At 74.2% G+C, this 15216-nt stretch carries 16 protein-coding genes; 5 read left to right on the top strand and 11 right to left on the bottom strand.

Annotated features, from left to right (window positions below):
* Positions 1–73 precede the first annotated feature (73 nt).
* Positions 74–628, top strand: coding sequence for an arsenate reductase/protein-tyrosine-phosphatase family protein (locus ACL02O_RS09815; RefSeq protein ID WP_412817687.1), 555 nt, complete (start codon positions 74–76; stop codon positions 626–628).
* Here the strand turns inward: ACL02O_RS09815 and ACL02O_RS09810 are convergent.
* On the bottom strand, positions 609–2060 hold the full coding sequence (locus ACL02O_RS09810) for a tyrosine-protein kinase domain-containing protein (RefSeq protein WP_412817686.1): 1452 nt from the start codon (positions 2058–2060) through the stop codon (positions 609–611). The two genes, ACL02O_RS09815 and ACL02O_RS09810, sit on opposite strands and share 20 nt — an antisense overlap.
* A gap of 456 nt (positions 2061–2516) precedes the next feature.
* On the opposite strand from ACL02O_RS09810, the gene ACL02O_RS09805 reads away from it, so the two are divergent.
* Together ACL02O_RS09805 and nhaA are read left to right on the top strand one after the other, a co-directional pair.
* Complete coding sequence (locus tag ACL02O_RS09805) at positions 2517–2654, top strand: hypothetical protein (RefSeq protein WP_412817685.1); 138 nt, start codon at positions 2517–2519, stop codon at positions 2652–2654.
* Positions 2655–2816: 162 nt separating this feature from the next.
* Positions 2817–4136: a Na+/H+ antiporter NhaA gene (nhaA, locus tag ACL02O_RS09800; RefSeq protein WP_412817684.1), complete on the top strand. Its 1320-nt coding sequence runs from the start codon at positions 2817–2819 to the stop codon at positions 4134–4136.
* A 34-nt stretch (positions 4137–4170) separates the two neighbouring features.
* Here the strand turns inward: nhaA and ACL02O_RS09795 are convergent, their stop codons facing one another.
* From ACL02O_RS09795 to ACL02O_RS09760, 8 genes are all read right to left on the bottom strand, one after another.
* Positions 4171–4374 carry a hypothetical protein gene (locus ACL02O_RS09795; RefSeq protein ID WP_412817683.1) on the bottom strand — a complete coding sequence of 68 codons (204 nt, stop codon included), beginning with the start codon at positions 4372–4374 and terminating at the stop codon, positions 4171–4173.
* A gap of 162 nt (positions 4375–4536) precedes the next feature.
* The gene (locus tag ACL02O_RS09790; protein ID WP_412817682.1) at positions 4537–5124 is read right to left on the bottom strand and encodes a TMEM165/GDT1 family protein; all 588 of its coding nucleotides are present in this window, start codon (positions 5122–5124) and stop codon (positions 4537–4539) included.
* Between the two features lie 239 nt (positions 5125–5363).
* Positions 5364–6329, bottom strand: coding sequence for an L-histidine N(alpha)-methyltransferase (gene egtD / locus ACL02O_RS09785; protein WP_412817681.1), 966 nt, complete (start codon positions 6327–6329; stop codon positions 5364–5366).
* Positions 6330–6347: 18 nt separating this feature from the next.
* Complete coding sequence (egtC, locus tag ACL02O_RS09780; RefSeq protein WP_412817680.1) at positions 6348–7106, bottom strand: ergothioneine biosynthesis protein EgtC; 759 nt, start codon at positions 7104–7106, stop codon at positions 6348–6350.
* Between the two features lie 84 nt (positions 7107–7190).
* Complete coding sequence (egtB, locus tag ACL02O_RS09775) at positions 7191–8528, bottom strand: ergothioneine biosynthesis protein EgtB (RefSeq protein ID WP_412817679.1); 1338 nt, start codon at positions 8526–8528, stop codon at positions 7191–7193.
* A complete protein-coding gene (gene egtA / locus ACL02O_RS09770; RefSeq protein ID WP_412817678.1) occupies positions 8525–9760 on the bottom strand; it encodes an ergothioneine biosynthesis glutamate--cysteine ligase EgtA in 1236 nt (411 codons plus the stop codon). The genes egtB and egtA overlap by 4 nt, the downstream gene beginning before the upstream one ends.
* A 165-nt stretch (positions 9761–9925) precedes the next feature.
* Positions 9926–10663 (bottom strand): hypothetical protein, encoded by a 738-nt coding sequence (locus tag ACL02O_RS09765; RefSeq protein WP_412817677.1) that lies wholly within the window; start codon positions 10661–10663, stop codon positions 9926–9928.
* A 16-nt stretch (positions 10664–10679) separates the two neighbouring features.
* Complete coding sequence (locus tag ACL02O_RS09760) at positions 10680–11321, bottom strand: RNA polymerase sigma factor (RefSeq protein WP_412817676.1); 642 nt, start codon at positions 11319–11321, stop codon at positions 10680–10682.
* Positions 11322–11869: 548 nt separating this feature from the next.
* Here ACL02O_RS09760 and ACL02O_RS09755 point away from each other — a divergent pair.
* Positions 11870–13264 carry a serine/threonine-protein kinase gene (locus ACL02O_RS09755; RefSeq protein ID WP_412817744.1) on the top strand — a complete coding sequence of 465 codons (1395 nt, stop codon included), beginning with the start codon at positions 11870–11872 and terminating at the stop codon, positions 13262–13264.
* A 140-nt stretch (positions 13265–13404) separates the two neighbouring features.
* Positions 13405–13545, top strand: a complete 141-nt coding sequence (locus ACL02O_RS09750; protein ID WP_412817675.1) for a hypothetical protein — start codon at positions 13405–13407, stop codon at positions 13543–13545.
* 137 nt (positions 13546–13682) lie between these two features.
* On the opposite strand, the gene ACL02O_RS09745 is transcribed toward ACL02O_RS09750, so the two are convergent.
* On the bottom strand, positions 13683–14900 hold the full coding sequence (locus ACL02O_RS09745; protein WP_412817674.1) for a sensor histidine kinase: 1218 nt from the start codon (positions 14898–14900) through the stop codon (positions 13683–13685).
* 60 nt (positions 14901–14960) lie between these two features.
* Positions 14961–15216 (bottom strand): GntR family transcriptional regulator (locus tag ACL02O_RS09740; protein WP_412817673.1); only part of this gene is annotated, 256 nt, incomplete at its 5' end.

Below are 15216 nucleotides of genomic sequence, written 5' to 3'. Positions count from 1 at the left end.
AACCGGCCGCGCAGGCCGGCTGACCGCCGTCGGTGCGCAGCACGCCGCGACGGCTTCTCCGAGAGGGGTGCAGATGGTCGACGAGGTGCTCTTCGTCTGCCACGCCAACATGTGCCGGTCGCCCATGGCGGAGTACATCGCGCGACGGCTCCTCGCCGGCCACCCGGTCAACCTGGCCAGCGCGGGCACCGACGCCCTCGACGGCGCGCCGATGCACCCGTACGCCGTCGAGGTGGCCGCCGGGACCGGCGCGGACCCGGCGGACTTCCGCACCCGCCGGTTGCGCCCCGAGCACCTGACCGGGGCGACGCTGGTGCTGACCGCGACCCGACGGCAGCGGTCCGTCTGCACGTCGCTGGCCCCGGCCGCGCTGCACCGGACGTTCACGCTGCGCCAGTTCGCCCGGCTGGCCGCCGAGGCCGACGCCCCCGCCGCGCGCGACAGATCCCCGTTGCGCGCGGCGGTGCGGGCGGCCGCCCTCGCCCGGGGGCGGCTGCAACCCGCCGCCCCCGACGCGGACGACCTGCGCGACCCGATCGGTGGCTCGCCCGCCGACTTCCGCCGCTGCGCGGAGGAGATCGAGCGGGCGATCCGGCCCGTGCTGGCACTCATCGGGACAGCCGGGTGAGTTCCTGGGTACGGTCGCTGCCGGAGCGTCCACCGCGCCGGGCTGTCCCGGCCCGGTCGGTCGGCACCGACGGCGCCGCGGGCGGGAGGACCACCTTGTACGCCTCGTACTGGTAGGCGTCCGCCTTGGCCACCTTCGCCATGTTGAGCACGCAGCCCAGCAACCGCACCGAGACCGAGTGCAGCGCGCGGGCCGCGGCGGCCACCTGGTTGCGCGAGGTACGCCCCTGCTGGGTGACCAGCAGCGCACCGTCGGCCTGCACGGCCACCACCACACCGTCGGTCACCGCGAGCAGCGGCGCGGTGTCGATGATCACGATGTCCGCCGACTCCCGCAGGGCCACCAGCAGGTCCGCCATCGCCTTGGAGCCGAGCAGCTCGCTGGGGTTGGGCGGGGTGGCGCCGCTGGGGAGCACGAGCAGTGACTTGTCGCCCCAGCGCTGCACCACGTCGCCGACCTGGACATCGCCCACCAGGACGTCGGTGAGTCCGACCCCGCCGTCGAGGCCGAGGTAGTCGGCCACCTTGGGCCGACGCAGGTCGGCGTCGATGAGCAGCACCCGCCAGCCGGCCTCGGCCAGCGCGATGGCGGTGTTGCACGCCATGGTGGTCTTCCCCTCGCCCTGCAGGGCGCTGGTGACCGCGATGACCCGGGCCGGCTCGTGCACGTCGACGAAGCGCAGGTTGGTCCGGAGCTTGCGGACCGCTTCGGCCCGGGGCGAGTTGGCCGCGTCGCCGACGATCAGCGGGGAGGCCTTGGCACCGGCCTCGAACGGGATCTCACCCAGCAGCGGGCTGCCGGTGACGCGCTGGAGCGCGGCCGCGTCCCGCATCCGCACGTCGGCCAGTCCGCGCAGCACGGCCAGCCCGGCCCCGACCAGCAGGCCGAGCAGCCCGCCGAGGACGAGGTTGCGCACCGGCTGCGGGGTGACCGGGCTGGCGGTGACCCGGGGGCCGCTCACCACCTCGAGCTTGATCGGGGGCGAGTTGCCGTTCGGCGGGGTCTCCACCTTCTGCACCAGCTCGACGAACTTGGCGGAGAGCGCCTCGGTGGTCTTCAGCGCCCGGGTCTGGTCCGTGTCGGTGAACGTCGCCTTCAGCAGCACCGTCCCCGCCTCGAAGCTGGTGTTGATCCGCCGCTGCACCTGGTCGGCGGTCAACCCCTGCGGGCTGTCCGCCACCACGCTCTGCGCCAGCCGGTCGCTGGTGAGCAGGTCGGCGTAGGACTTCACCCGCTGCTGAAGGAAGAGGCCGCCCTGGTAGGCGTCGGCCACGCCCTGACTCGGGGTGGTGACGAAGAAGGTTACGGAGGCCTCGTACCGGGGCGAGGTACGGACCGTCACCGCGGCTGCCGTACCGAGGGCCGCCATGAGCGTCACCAACACGATCCACCAGTGCCGCCGGACGAGATGCAGGTAGCCGAGAACGTCCATCACGTTCCCCCTCGCGACACGCCGGTCAGCCCATCAAACTGCACGAAAGCCCCCTAAAACGCCCAGTGTCCGTGTCAGGATCGAAGCCGCTCATACGCGGACAGTAAGTGACTCGAAGAATCTAAACGACTAGACCCGCATTGAGGCCGTAAATCCTCCCATTCCTGGATCGGACCCAGAGGGCAGCCATGGATCGCGAACCGCCCGCCGCCGACGCCGCACGAACCCGTTCCCGGGCCAGCCGCCGCGCGGCAACCCTTTCCCTGTTAACGCTGGACACCGCCGCGTGGTGCGGTGGCTTCCTGGGGCGGCGTGGACCCGCTACAAGTTCGCCGCGGAGGCGGACCGCCCGGTCGACCTCGTCTACACCGGGCTGCGGGCCGGGGAGAAGCTGCACGAGCACCTTGTTCGGCGCCGACGAGGCGGACAGCCGGCCGCCACCCGCTCATCTCGCACGTGCGGGTGCCACCGCTCGACCCGGCGGAGGTACGCGGACTGGACCCGTACGCCGACCCGGACGAGCTGGTGAAGTGCCTGTCGGCGCTCTGCGACGTCACCGGCGCGGCGCTGACGGCGGTGCCCGGACAGCGCTGACCGGAGCTGACCGCGGCGGACGCTCGGTCCACCAGGTGGGAGGTGCCTCTCATCGCCCGCGTCCGCGAACCGCCTGTCGGGCCGGATAGGGTCGGAGCTGGTGTGCCGGGAAGTCTGGTCGGCGATCATTTCGCCGACCCCTGACCCCGAGGTGGACACCGCATGACCGAACGCACCCCGAGTCCCGCACGCACCCGCCGGCCCTACCGCCTCCTCTCCCGGCGATCGTGGCCGGAGGCGCGCTTCCTGGCCGACGTGCTGCGCACCGAGACGGTCGGTGGCGGGCTGCTGCTGCTCGGCGCGGTGATCGCGTTGATCTGGGCCAACTCCCCTTGGCGGTCCGCGTACGCCGCACTCGGCACCTGGGTGCCGTTCCCCGGCGGCCACGGGCTGCACCTGGATCTCGACCTGAACGCGTGGGCCGCCGACGGCCTGCTGGCGATCTTCTTCTTCGTGGTGGGCCTGGAACTCAAGCGGGAGTTCGTCGCCGGCGACCTGCGTGACCCCCGGCGGGCCACGCTGCCGGTGGTGGCCGCGATGGGTGGCATGGTGGTGCCCGCCCTCTGCTACGTCGCGGTGATCCTCACCACCGGCGGCGCGGGGCTGCGGGGCTGGGCAATTCCCACCGCGACGGACATCGCCTTCGCCCTCGCCGTGCTCGCCGTGGCCAGCTCCCATCTGCCGCAGGGGCTACGCGCGTTCCTGCTCACCCTCGCGGTGGTGGACGACCTCTTCGCGATCATCATCATCGCGGTCTTCTACACCGCCGACTTCCACCCGCTGCCGCTGCTCGGGGCGCTCCTGCCGATCGCCGCGTTCGCGCTGCTGGTCCAGCGGCGGCGCACCTGGTGGTGGGCGCTGCTCCCGCTCGCCGGGCTGGCCTGGGCGCTGGTGCACGCCTCCGGGGTGCACGCCACGGTCGCCGGGGTGCTGCTCGGCTTCGCCGTGCCGGTGCTGCCGTCCCGCACCGGCCGGCCGGGGCTGGCCGAGCGGCTGGAGCACCGCTGGCGGCCGATCTCCGCCGGGCTGGCGGTGCCGGTCTTCGCGTTCTTCGCCGCCGGCGTGTCACTGGTCGACGTGGACCTCGCCGGTGTGCTCACCGATCCGCTGGTGCTCGCGGTGGTCGCCGGACTGGTGCTCGGCAAGACCGTCGGGGTGTTCGGCTCGACGTTCCTGCTCGCCCGGTTCACCCGGGCCGAGTTGGACGAGGAGATCACCTGGGCCGACCTGTTCGGGTTGGCGCTGCTGGCCGGGATCGGGTTCACCGTGTCACTGCTCATCGGTGAGCTGGCGTTCGGCGCCGGCAGCGCCGCCGACGAGCGGGTGAAGGCGGCCGTCCTGCTCGGCTCGCTGATCGCGGCCGTACTGGCCTCCGTGGTGCTGGTCCGGCGCAACCGGGTCTACCGGCGGATCTCGGAACGGGAGAGCCGGGACAGCGACGGTGACGGCGTGCCGGACGTCTACCAGGAGGAGGCCGCGTAAGCGGGGTGGCCCGCCCGGCACGCCGCACCGGGGGTCAACGCCGGCGCCGGGCCCGCTCCTCCTCGGTCCCGTCGGTCTCCTCCTCCACCGCCTCGGCGTACGGCTCGGTGAAGTCGTCGGCCGGCACCGCGACCGCCTCGGCCCGGTCCTGCTCGTCGGCGCGCCCGCCGGGCGGCGGCTCGGGGGCGGTGGCCCCGCCGGCGAAACCGTACTCGTTGGGCTCGTCGTGCCTGCTCATGCGCGGACCTCCCGGTCGTCCTGGTCTGCTCTGCCGACGCGGACCCGGCGGTGGTCGTTCCCGTCGGGGCGCGTCCCAGACGTCATACCCAGCGACAAGCTCCGCGATCACCCGAGCCGGGATTCCGCCGTCGTCGGCGACGACGGCGGAATCCCGCGCCCGTCAGGCGAGCTCGCTGACCGCCTCGAGGACCAGCCAGAGGCCGGAGACGGCGAAGAGGACGGCGGCGCCGTACCGGATGGCCTTCTCCGGCAGGTGCCGGCCGAGCAGCCGGCCGACCATGATGGCGAGCGCGTCCGCGGCCACCATGCCGAGGGTGGAGCCGAGCCAGGTGCCGAACCAGCCGTACTTGGTGGCCAGGGTGATGGTGGCGAGCATGGTCTTGTCGCCCAGCTCGGCCAGGAAGAACGCGACACCCACGGCCACGACGGCGGACTTGCTGGTCTTCTCCGCCTTGCGCTTCTCCTCCTCGGTGAGCTTGTCACCGCGCAACGTCCACGCCCCGAACCCGAGGAACGCGAGACCTGCGATGAGCGAGATCCAGCCGGTGGGCAGCGCCGCGTGCAGGCTGTACCCGATCGCCACCGAGGCCAGGTGCACGATCGCGGTGGCGACGGTGATGCCGATGAGCACCGGTACGGGCCTGAATCGCGTGGCGAACGTGAGCGCCATGAGCTGGGACTTGTCGCCCAGCTCCGCGACGAAGATGACGCCGAAGCTGATCACCAGCGCGACGAGGAAACCGTCCATGTGAACCTTCCCGATCGAGCCGGGAGGAGGCACGGGGCGCCCTCGACCCGGCTGAGACAGCCTGAGTCGAAGGTCTCGCCCGCCCCGGGGGCCGGGGCCGCGTGGCCGGATGCGGAACGCATCAGTATGTCGACCACGACATTGGGGGCTACTCCCCTTCGCGCCGCCCAGCCTAGCCCACCGCGCCCGGCGGCCCCGTCGCGGGTGAACAGCGTCACCGGCGACGGGGCGCCGAAGGCTCAGTCGGCCCGGGCGAGGCTGACCCCGAACAGCCCGGCCGGGTCGGTCCAGAACGCCTGCCGGGCGAACCCGGCGGCGGCCAGCTCCGCCGCGATCCCCTCCGGGCGGAACTTCGCCGAGATCTCGGTGCGCAGGTCCTCGCCGGCGGCGAACTCGACGTCCAGGTCCAGCACCCGTACCCGGGTCGGCCGCTCCGCCCGCAGCCGCATCTCGACCCACTCGTGCTCCGGGTCCCAGACCGCGACGTGGCGGAACGACTCCGGGTCGAAGTTCGCCCCCAGCTCCCGGTTGATCACCCGGAGCACGTTGCGGTTGAAGTCGGCCGTCACCCCGGCGGCGTCGTCGTACGCGGGCACGATCACCCCCGGGTCCTTGACCAGGTCGGTTCCGATCAGCAACCAGTCCCCGGCCTCCAGGGCGGAGCGCATCGAGTTGAGGAATTCGGCCCGCTCCACCGGGAGCAGGTTGCCGATCGTGCCGCCGAGGAAGACCACCAGCCGCCGGCCGCCGGTGGGCAGCCGGTCGAGCTGCCGGGTGAAGTCGCCGACGACGCCGCGTACCCGCAGCCCGGGGTACTCGGCGGCGATCTGCTCGGTGGACTGGCGCAGGGCGCTGACCGAGACGTCCAACGGCACGAAGGTGCCCAGCTCGCCGTGCCGGGTGAAGGCGTCCAGCAGCAGCCGGGTCTTCTCCGACGAGCCGGAGCCCAGCTCGATCAGGGTCTTGGCGCCGGTCAACTCGGCGACGTCGTCGGCGTGTTCGGCCAGCACCGCCCGCTCGGCGCGGGTCGGGTAGTACTCCGGCAGCCGGGTGATCTCCTCGAACAGTTCGCTGCCCCGGGCGTCGTAGAACCACTTCGGCGGCAGCCACTTCGGCGTCGAGGTCAATCCGGCCCGGACGTCCTCGCGCAGGCCGCGCCCGAGGTCCTGCTCCTCCAGGTAGATCTCCAGAGGTTCCGCGCTCATGTCGTGTCCCTTCCTGTCCTACCTGCGGTTTCCGGCGGCCGTCAGCTCCCGGCTCGCCAACCCGGTGGCGGTGGCCACCACCAGCTGCCCGTCCGGCAGGGACTGCCAGCCGGGATCGTCGTCGAGGGGTTCGGAGGTCAACAGCACCGAATCCGGGGTACGGCGCACCGACAGCGCGTGGCCGGCGACGCTGGCCACCACCGTGGTGCCGTCGGTGAGCAGCAGGTTCAGCCGCGATCCTGGGGCGACCGCGCGGACCGCGGCGACCGTGTCCGCGACCGCGACGGCGGGCGCCGCGCCGGCCCGGAGCCGGTGCCGGACGAGGGCCCACAGCAGCGCGGCGTCGGTCGGCGCGTCCAGGGTGAGCAGGTCCCGGACCGGCAGTTCGGCGGCGAGCGGTACCACCGCGTCGGGCCAGCCCCGGACCACCCCGTTGTGGCTGAACAGCCAGCGCCCCTCCGCGAACGGCGCGGCGGCGCTCTCCTGCACCGGCATGCCGACGGTCGCGGAGCGGACGGCGGCCAGCAGCGCGCCGGCCACGGTGACCGTCGCCAGCTCCGGCAGCGTGGTGTCGCTCCACAGCGGCTGCGCCCGCCGGTAGCGCACCGGATCGCCGGCGCCCGGGTACCAGCCGACCCCGAAGCCGTCCGCGTTGATGGTGCCGCCGCCGCGCATGTCGCGCGGCGCCCAGGACTGGCGCAGCAGCCCGTACGGCGGGTCGTAGAGCAGGCTCCGCAGGGTGACCGGCGGCCCCAGGTACGCCAGGTGGCGACACATCAGGCGCCCTCCCGGCGTGGTTCGCTCACGCCGCCGCCCCAGTTCGCGACTGCGGGACTCGCAACACCGGCTCACTCCTCGCGCTCACGCGTGCGCCTCGTCGGGGCGGGCGTCGCGGGCGCAGCGGAAACCGCTGAAGATCTGCCGGCGAATCGGGTAGTCCCAGTTGCGGAAGGTGCCCCGGCAGGCCGACCGGTCGGTGCCGAACGAGCCGCCGCGCAGCACCCGGTACTCGTCGCCGAAGAAGACCTCCGAGTACTCCCGGTAGGGGAAGGCCACGAAGCCGGGGTGGCCGCGGAAGGTGGTCGAGGTCCACTCCCACACGTCGCCGATGAGCTGGTGCACGCCGAGCGGCGACGCGCCGGCCGGGTAGGCGCCCACCGGCGCCGGCCACAGGTGCCGCTGGTTCAGGTTGGCGTGCTCGACCGTCGGGTCCTCGTCGCCCCAGGGGTAGCGGCGGGAGCGGCCGGTCGCCGGGTCCCAGCGGGCCGCCTTCTCCCATTCGGCCTCGCTGGGCAGCCGCTTGCCGGCCCAGGCCGCGTACGCCTCCGCCTCGTACCAGCAGACGTGCACGACCGGCTCGTCGTCGCGCAGCGGGGACCAGCGGCCGAAGCGGCGGTACGCCCAGCCGTCCCCGTCCCGACGCCAGTGCATCGGCGCGCTCAGCTCCGCCTCGACCCGGTGCCGCCAGCCCGCCTCGCTCCACCAGCGCGACTCGTCGTACCCGCCGTCGGCGACGAAGGCGCGGTACTGCCCGTTGGTGACCGGTGCCGCGTCGATGACGTACGCGGGCAGGTCGACGGTGTGCGCCGGCCGCTCGTTGTCCAGGGCCCACGGGTCGGTGGAGGTGCCCATGGTGAACGGCCCGGCCGGCACCAGCACCTCGCCACCGACCCGCGCGCGCGGCTCGGGCGGCGGCGGCGCGTCCAGCACCGGCGCCCCGGCGCGCAGCTGGTGGGTGGCGAGCATGGTCTCGTCGTGCTGCTGCTCGTGCTGCACGATCATGCCGAAGGCGAAGCCGTCCTCGACCAGTTTCCGGTCGTCGAACCGGATGCCGTCCAGCAGGTCGTAGACCTTTTCCCGCACGGTGCGCACGTAGGCGCGGGCCTCGGCCGGGGGCAGCAGGGGCAGCGACGGGCGGTCCCGGCGCGGCTGCTTGAACGCGTCGTACAGGTCGTCGATGTCGCGGCGGACCGGCTCGCGGCCGCCCACGTCGCGGACCAGCCAGAGCTCCTCCTGGTTACCGACGTGCGCCAGGTCCCAGACCAGCGGGGACATCAGCGTGGAGTGCTGCCGCACGAGGTCATCGTCGTCCACCGCGTCGGTCAGTGACGCGGTGCGGGCCCGGGTGCGGTCCAATTCCGTCGCGATCACGCTGCGCAGCTGTTCGCTCCCGGTCGCGGGCCGCTCGGTCGTCGTCACCGGTGTCTCCCTTCCGCGGCGGCGCGGTGCCGCCGGATTCCTCGGCTCGTCTCGTCGTGCAGCCCCGCCGGCAGGTCCAGTCGGGGCAGGGCCGCCAGGGCCAGGTCGAACAGGGACGCCGCGGTGGTGGCCAGCGCGCGGTCGCCCAGGCCGTGGCGCGCCGCGGCGTGCCACCGGTCGGCGACCGGGGTGGCGGCCGCGAGGGCATCGCGGGTGGTGGCCGGATCGGCGAAGAGCGCGGCCAGCACCGCGAGCGGCAGCGTCCAGTCCCGGCCGGGTTGGGCGTCCAGGTAGCGGACCTCCAGGTAGCCACGCGGGCGGACCGGCGGGAAGAGCGTGCTGAGGTGGTACTCCAGGTCCTCGGTGGTCGGCGGGCGGGCCAGCGCGCCGGCCAGCCAGTCGGCGAAGGTGACGCCGGGCGGTGGGGTCCAGTCGGGGCCGTCGTCGCGCACGCAGAGCAGCGGCGCGGCGAGCGCGTACCGGGCCCAGGCGGTGACCGGGTCGTGGTCGGCGCGGTCCGGAGTCCAGACCGGCCCGGTCCGCGCCGGGTCGATGGCCAGCCAGGCCGCCATCCGGGCGGAGACCCATCCGGTACGCCGGCCGGCGTGCCGGTCGGCGGTGGCGAACGCGGCCAGCAGCGGCGGCCCGACGGCGTGCGCGGCCGCCCACCGCTCGGCAAGCCGCTCAGGCTCGCCGGCGTCCAGGCAGACCTGCAGGCCCGCGGTGCTGTACATCATGGCCCGGCCGGCCGGCCCACGCCGGTCGAAGACGCAGCGCATGGCCTGGTAGCGGGGGGTCTCGACGACCGGGTGCGGGGCTCGCCACGGGTCCATCCCGGTGCTGCCCAACTGGAGGCCGGCGGCGTCCAGCGCGGCGCTCAGTTCGGCGATGTCGGCCGTGGTGGCCTGGATCAGCGCGGCGATCGACGGTCGCGGCGCGGAGGAGATCTCCACCTGCCCGCCCGGCTCCACGGTCACGGCGCCGCCGTGCCGGAGCCCTTCGGCGGGGCTCGTCGGGTCGATGGTCAGGGGGCTGTGCCGCCCCAGTGCCCGGCGCAGGCGCTCGCGGTCGACCGGGCGGGTCGGGTCCGCGGCGTCGTGCACCGTCCATTCCAGCTCGACGCCGGTCAGCGTGGGTGGGCCGGTCTTGAAGCAGATCCTGGCGATGTGCCCGACGGCGGCGGCCTCTTCCCGCAGGACGGTGGTCCGGTCCAGCTCGGGTGACATCACCAAGAGACGGCTCCTCTCCCCGGGGTGGCGACGACTCCGTCGGCGTGGACGCCGTCCGGCGCCGGCGGGCGTCCACGGTTCCACCATCTTCTGTCTAGCAGACGGAGCCCGCGCTGCCGAGGAGATGAATTTTTGTCCGGGTTCCGGTTGCGGTGGCCTGGCGGCGGCTCATCCCGCGCTGCCCGGCTTGCCCGTGGGGTGCGCCGAGGTGGGCGCGGCCTCGTCCGCGGGCGACTGGCTGGCCCGCGGGCCGGGCGAGTCCTTCAGACCCGGGTCGGCGACGAGCTGGACGCAGTACGCGTCGACCTGCTCGGCCCCGCCCGCGGCCGCGACCAGGTCGGCGAAGGCGGGGGTTTCCAGCGACTTGGCCCGCAGCCCGGCCGGCTTGGCTAGATACGCCCGGCACAGGCCGGTGAGCTGCTCGACGGTCGCCGGCCGGCCGGGGCCCCCGGAGCGGTCGGGAGTCGGCGGGACGGCGGGCCCGGAGGTGCCGGCGCCCGGCGATCCGCCCGCGGACCGCGACGGCGCGCCGCTGCTGCCCGCCGTGGTCGGCGCCGGCGGCGACGTCGGCTGGTCCGGGCGGTCGAGGCTGACGGCGGCGAACGCGACGCCGGCGGTGGCGGTGGCGGCGAGGCCGGCCGCCCAGGCCGCCACGCCGACGCGGATGCGGCGTCGGCGGGGCGGCGTGGGCGCCGGCGCCGGGTTCGCCCGGGCCGCCCGGAACGCCGCGACGGCCTGCTCCTCCGCGGACAACTCACCGGGCTTGGCCGGCGCGGCGGCCGCGGCGAGCAGGTGGGCCAGTGGGTCGGCGGCCCCGGGTGCGGGGGAACCTCCGGTGCGGGCCGCGTCGAGCAGCCGCTCGGACTCCGCCCGGTCGGCGGGTCCGTCGGACCGGCGAAAAGTCATCCAGGTTCCCCTCACGTCATCCGTCCGCCGGTTCGGCCTTCGGCGCGTTCGGCGCCTGCCGTCTCCGGCCGGTACGCGGGCGGGGCGGGGTGCCTCCCCCGGCCCGGCCCGGTGACTGTTCCACGTCTGAGCGTTCCAGCAGCGCGGCGAGGCGACGCAGGCCGCGGTGCGCGGCGGTGCGGACGGCGCCCGCCCGCCGGCCGAGCACCCGCCCGGCGGTTTCGGCGTCGAGGCCGATCACGGCGCGCAGCAGCACCGCCTCGGCCTCCCGGGGCGGCAGGGTGGCGATCAGCGCCAGCGCCGTCTCGGTACCGATCGTCTCGCCGGCCCGCTCGGCGGTGTCGGCGTCGCCGGCCAGCTCGCTGAGCGCCTGCACCGGCACCGGCAGGGACGGCCGCCGGCGCTGCCGACGGAGGTGGTCCATGGCCCGGTTGCGGGCGATGGTGACGGTCCAGGCGCGGAACTCGCCGCCGGTGAAGCTGGGCAGGTCACGGGAGATCTGCAACCAGGTCTCCGAGGCGACGTCCTCGGCGTCCGCGCCGACCAGCGCGGTGAGGTAGCGCAGCAGGCCCGGTTGGAGGCTGCGGTAGAGGAACCGGAAGGCCGCCTCGTCGCCCGCCTGCGCCGCGGCCACCGCCTCGCTCAGCTCACCGGTCATGGACCTGCCGTTCCCGCCGCATCGACTCCCCGGACCGGCGCCCGCCGGTGCCGGGACCGACGTTCCGCAGGCCCGGCGACCGGACCTCCACCCGTACCATCAGCCCCCCGCTGACCTGATCGGCGACCGCCGCCGAAGCGGGCGGACGCGCGTATGGACATGTGCCGCTTGGTACGGCCGTCGGCGGAGATACCGTACCGGCGTCATGGGGCGGCCCAGAGCCGGGCCAACGCTAGGAGCGGACAGACGGGTCGACAAGCCGACATCCATCGGGAAAAGAGTGAGAAATGTCTACGGGCTCCGGCGGCGCGTCGGTGTAACGAAGACCACCCGGGGCTCGCTTCCGGGAGCCTCCTGTCCCGGAACGGCAGCCCAGAAGTCGGACATACGAACCCACGGACGCATTTGCTACCCGAATGTACCGGGCTCGTCACCCTCAGCCTATCGGCGCGCGGACCGTTGACCGTTCGGCCGATCGACGGCGAGCCGCCCGCCGGCAGCGACGGCGGAGAACGCGGGAAATACTTCGCGCCTGCTCTGGGTACGGTATTGAGGTGTTGAACTCGGAGGTCGTGCTCAGCGGTCGGTACCGCCTGGATGACCGTGTCGCCACCGGCGGCATGGGGGACGTCTGGCGCGCCACGGACCTGGTGCTGGGCCGCCACGTCGCGGTGAAGATCCTCCTTCCCGCCCTGGTCTCCGACCCCGACTTCATCGCCCGTTTTCGCGCCGAGGCGCGAATCATGGCGTCGCTGCGCAGCCCGGGCATCGTGCAGGTTTTCGACTGCGGCGAGGACGAACTACCCGACGGCAGCCGGGCCGACTACCTGGTCATGGAGTTCGTGGCGGGCGAGCCGCTGTCCCGGCGGATCGAGGCGGCCGGTCACCTCGAGGTCGCCGAGACGATGTCCATCGTCGCGCAGGTGGCGCAGGCCCTGCAGGCGGCGCACACCCGGGGCATCGTGCACCGGGACGTCAAGCCGAGCAACCTGCTGGTGCAGGACGACGGCAGCGTCGTCCTGGTCGACTTCGGGGTGGCCCGTTCGACCAACGTGACCAGCATCACCAGCACGAACGCGGTTCCCGGGACCGCCCTCTACATGGCCCCCGAGCAGGCCGCCGGCCGGCCCGTCTCCGGCGCCACCGACCTCTACGCGCTCGGCGCGGTCGCCTACTGCTGCCTCACCGGCACCCCGCCGTTCACCGGCGACAGCCCGCTGCAGGTGGCCGTACGGCACCTCGACGACGCGCCGCCGGAGCTGCCGGCGGAGATCCCACCGCCGGTCCGCGACCTGGTCGCCCGGGCACTGGCCAAGGACCCGGCGGACCGCCACCCGTCGGGCGCGGCGATGGCCGAGGCGGCCCGCGCGGCGATCGGGGAGTCGCCGACCGCCGTGGTGCCGGTGGCGCTGCGTGGCGCGGCCGGCCCGGCCCACACCCGGGACGACCTGACCGTGGCGACCCGGCCGGCCACGGTCGCGCGGGCCGGGCGACGTGGTCGCCGCGGGACGCTGGTGGGTGCGGCGGCCGCGGTCCTGGTGGCGTTGGCCGCGCTGGGCGCGGCGCTCGGCGCGGCGAAGAACGCGGGCGATCCGCCGGCCACCACCATCCAGCCGACGTCCCACCCGGTCGCCCCCAGCATCGGCGAGGTCTCCGTCACCACCGAGGCGCCCCCGACCGACACGGGTGGCCGGCCGTACCGGCCCACCGGGTCGCCGAAGGCGTCCGCGTCGCGCTCGGCGACCCCGAGCCCGTCGCCGAGCGCGTCCGCCGAGCCGAGCCAGTCGGAGGATCCGTCGCCCGCACCCAGCGCACCGAGCACGGCACCGGCCACCACGCCGCCGCCGACCCAGGAGACGACGCCGCCGGCGACCCCCACCAGCGCCGACGCGGGGACCGGCGGCGGGGGTGGCGGCCAGCAGCCGGCCGGCACCGGCAACTGAGCCCCGCCGGGACGTCCCAGGAGACTCACGGGCCCCGGGTCCGGACATACAGCTCGTCCAGGGCATTTAGGATGACCAACGGGATACCTTCCGTCGTCTCCCGCCTCGGTCGCGCGCTGGGCAGCGGGCGGTAGCTGGCGATGCGCTCCCACCAGCTCGACATCGACGTGTGGCAGGCGATCGAGGCGGCCGAGACGAAGCCCTTCGGCTTCCTGCCCTTCCGGCCCGGGCCGGGGGTGGGCGGGCCCTGCCTGCCGATCGACCCGTGCTATCTGTCCTGACAGGTCAAGCGGCGGCTCGGCCGGCAGTTCCGGTTCATCGAGCTGGCCAACGACATCAACCACGAGATGCCGCAACACGTCACGCAGCGGATCATGGCCGGGCTGCGCCTGGTCGTCGACGATCACCAGGCGCACGCTCACGCCGGCTTCTCCTCCTCCTCGGTGCCGGGTGCCGACGGTAGCGGCAGCCGCGCCTCGACCCGCCATCCCCCGGCCGGCGTGGGGCCGGCGGTGAGGCCGCCGTCGTACACCCCGACCCGCTCGCGCATGCCGACCAGGCCGTGCCCGCCGGACGGCGTCGGGCGGACCACCGGCCTGCCGCGCCCGTCGTCCACCGCCCGGACCACGACGGCGGCCGGCGACCAGTCGAGGCTCAACTCGGCCGAAGCGCCCACACCGGCGTGCTTGAGCGTGTTGGTCAGCGACTCCTGCATTACCCGGTAGACGGTCAGCTCCAGGCCGGGCGGCAGGGGCGTCGGCTCGCCGGTGGTGGCGCAGGCCACCGTCAGCCCGGCGGCGCGGAAGCGGTCCAGCAGGTCGGGCAGCTCGACCAGCGCCGGCCGGCGGTGCACCGGTTCGGCGGTCGCGACCGCCGGGGCCGCCGGCTCCGGCCGGCTCGGCTCCCGCAGTACGCCGACCAGCCGCCGCATCTCCTCCAGCGCCTGCCGGCCGGTGTCCGCGACCACCTTGGCCGCCTCCCGGGCGGTGTCCGGGTCCCGGTCGATGGTGAACCGGACCCCGTCGGCCTGCACGATCATCACGGCCATGCTGTGCGCGACCACGTCGTGCAGCTCCCGGGCGATCCGGGTGCGTTCCTCGGCCACCGCGGCCCGGGCCTCGGCCTCCCGCTCCCGTTCCAGCGTCGCGGCCCGCTCCTCCAGGCTCAGCACGTACAGCCGGCGGGTGCGCACGTTCAGCCCGACCAGCCAGACCGCCACGGTGACCGTCCCGAACCACAGCGCGCCGGCCCACCAGGGGGTCGGTCCGCGCACCTGGAGGGCGGCCAGCACCACCCCGACCGCCGCGCCGATCCCGGCGGCGATCCCGTCGCGGAGCCGGGCGTACTTGACCACGCTGTAGAGGGCGATCAGCACGCCCAGGTCGTAGGCGAGCGGCCCCCAGCCGGCGATCACCTGCGTGAGGGCGAGGACGGCCACCCCGGCCGCCACCGCCGACGGGTGGGTACGCCGGAACAGCAGGACCAGCGCCATCAGGACGCCGACCGTGGTGGCCTTCCCGCCGCCCGGCTGGGCCACGATCCCGGCGACGGCGAGGAGCGCCACCAGCCCGGAGACGGCCACGTCGAAGGCGACGCTCCGCAACGGGCGGCCGAAGATCACACGGTCCACGGTCACCCAGCGTACGGGCTGCCCGACACGTCGACGCCTACCCGCAGGTGTGCCGCCGGCCGGCCGTCACGAGGAGCGGTCGGCGACGAAGACGCCCAAGCCTTGATGGCCGTAGAGCTCGCCGGTCTCGATGAGGATCGTGATCGCCTGTCGGACCGTGGACTGGCTGCCCACCTCGTACAGGTCGGCGAGCGCCTTGGTGGACGGCAGCTTGTGGCCGGGCGGCCACTCGCCGGAGGCGATGCGTCCCCTGATATCGGCGATGATCCGCCGATAGTGCGGCTCGAACTTTCGTGGTGCGGGCATGCGAAGTACTCCCAGC

It is taken from the genome of Micromonospora mangrovicola, from assembly GCF_047200535.1.
GTDB lineage: Bacteria > Actinomycetota > Actinomycetes > Mycobacteriales > Micromonosporaceae > Micromonospora.
Note: the sequence above shows the minus strand (reverse complement) of the source record. Positions and strands in the feature narration are given on the sequence as shown.